The 1,772-nt window shown below is 71.8% G+C and carries 2 protein-coding genes; both read left to right on the top strand.

Features of this window, described 5'->3' with window-relative positions:
* Positions 1-150 precede the first annotated feature (150 nt).
* The gene (locus tag MJ797_RS25545; RefSeq protein WP_239342116.1) at positions 151-1,059 is read left to right on the top strand and encodes a site-specific integrase; all 909 of its coding nucleotides are present in this window, start codon (positions 151-153) and stop codon (positions 1,057-1,059) included.
* On the top strand, positions 1,056-1,772 hold a 717-nt coding region (locus tag MJ797_RS25540; protein ID WP_239342114.1), incomplete at its 3' end, for a tyrosine-type recombinase/integrase. The genes MJ797_RS25545 and MJ797_RS25540, both read left to right, overlap by 4 nt.

The following is a 1,772-nucleotide window of genomic DNA, read 5'->3' as shown; positions in this document are numbered from 1 at the left end:
TTATGCCGAGGTCCGGGTTATGCCGACCCCGGCCCTGGTTTCCCTGGTCAGGGCGATGAACGGCTTCCTGATCTCGGCATAACCCTGCGGGACTGGGCGGTGGTCTGCCTGTCTGGAGTGGTCAGTGTTCCTCCAGACGAGGAGATCATCATGGGTACGGGTACGGGCTGCGTGCAGCCGGATGTGGCGCTGTTGGAGGAGTTCGGCGGCTGGCTGGACCGGGAGCGGGGTCTGTCGCCGGTGTCGGTGCGCTGCTATTCCCAGCAGTCGAAGGCGTTCCTGGCCGGGATCGGTGGGGCGGGTGCGGTCAGCGGGCTGGACGCGGGCAGGGTGACCGCGTTCATGGTGGACTGGACGCGGGACCGCAACAGGTGGTCGGCGAAGGCGATGGTGACGTCGCTGCGGGCATTCCTGCGGTTCGCGCACGCGACGGGGCGAACGGTGGTCCCGCTGGCGGGGGCGGTTCCCGCAGTCGCGTCGTGGCGGATGTCGGCTCTGCCCCGCGGCCTGAAGGCTGCGGAGATCGAGCGGCTGCTGGCCGGCTGCGACCGGGACACGGCGGTCGGGTTGCGTGACTACGCGGTCCTGTCGCTGCTGGCCCGGCTCGGCCTGCGGGGTGCCGAGGCCGCCGGGCTGCGGCTGGACGACATTGACTGGCGGACGGGCGAGATCGCCGTTATCGGTAAGGGCAGCCGGACCGAGCGGCTCCCGCTGCCAGCCCCGGCAGGAGAGGCGCTCGCCGCCTGGCTGACGGGTGGGCGGCCACAGTGCGAGTCACGGTCGGTCTTCGTGACGGTCCGGCGGCCCTACCGGCCGCTGACGCCGGAGTCGGTCCGGGCCGTCATGGGCAGGGCCTGCGAGCGGGCCGGGCTCGAGCGGCGGGGCACCCACCGGTTCCGCCACGCGCTGGCGACCGAGATGCTGCGGGCCGGGGCATCTCTGCCCGAGGTCGGGCAGGTCCTGCGGCACCGCAGCCAGCTGTCCACCTCGCTGTATGCCAAGGTCGACCAGAACACGCTGCGCCCGCTGGCCCGCCAGTGGCCGGGAACCAGCCAGTGAGCGGGCTGAGGGTCAGGGCGCAGGAGTACCTGGCCATGCGCAGGGCACTGGGGTTCACGCTGGAGAGCCAGGGGCCGAGACTGATGAGTTTCGTCCGCTTCTGCGAAGACCGCGATGCCACCACAGTGACCACGGACCTAGCGGTGCAATGGGCGACATCGACCGGCAGCGACCACGAGGCCTACCAGGCCCGCCGCCTCGACGTGGTGCGAATCTTCGCCCGTCACCTGCAGCCGCTGGACCCGGCCACCGAGGTCCCACCCGCCGACGTGCTGAACCGCCGCCAGTGGCGGATCCCGCCCTACCTCTACTCCCCGCAGGAGGTCACCGCCCTGATGAGCGCGGCCGGCAGGCTCCGGCCGGCGTTGCGGGCGGTGACCTGGCGGACGCTCATCGGCCTGCTGGCCGTGACCGGCATGCGCCAGGGCGAGGCATGCCGCCTCGGCCGCGACGACGTCGACCTGAACGAGGAGACAATCGTGATCGAGGACTCCAAGTTCGGCAAGTCCCGCATGGTGTTCCTGCACCCGACCACGGCCGCAGTCCTGCGCACCTACGCGCGGGCCCGGGGCGAGGCGTTCCCGCAGGCGGGCACGTTCTTCGTCAACAGCCTCGGCAGGCCGCTGGACAGGCGTAACACCCCCACGACGTTCGCCGGGCTTGTCACGGCGGCGGGCATCACCGCCCCGCCCGGGCAGCGGGCCCCGCGGCTG

This window comes from Protofrankia sp. CiP3 (assembly GCF_917627345.1).
In the GTDB taxonomy this organism is placed as follows: domain Bacteria; phylum Actinomycetota; class Actinomycetes; order Frankiales; family Frankiaceae; genus Protofrankia.
Note: the sequence above shows the minus strand (reverse complement) of the source record. Positions and strands in the feature narration are given on the sequence as shown.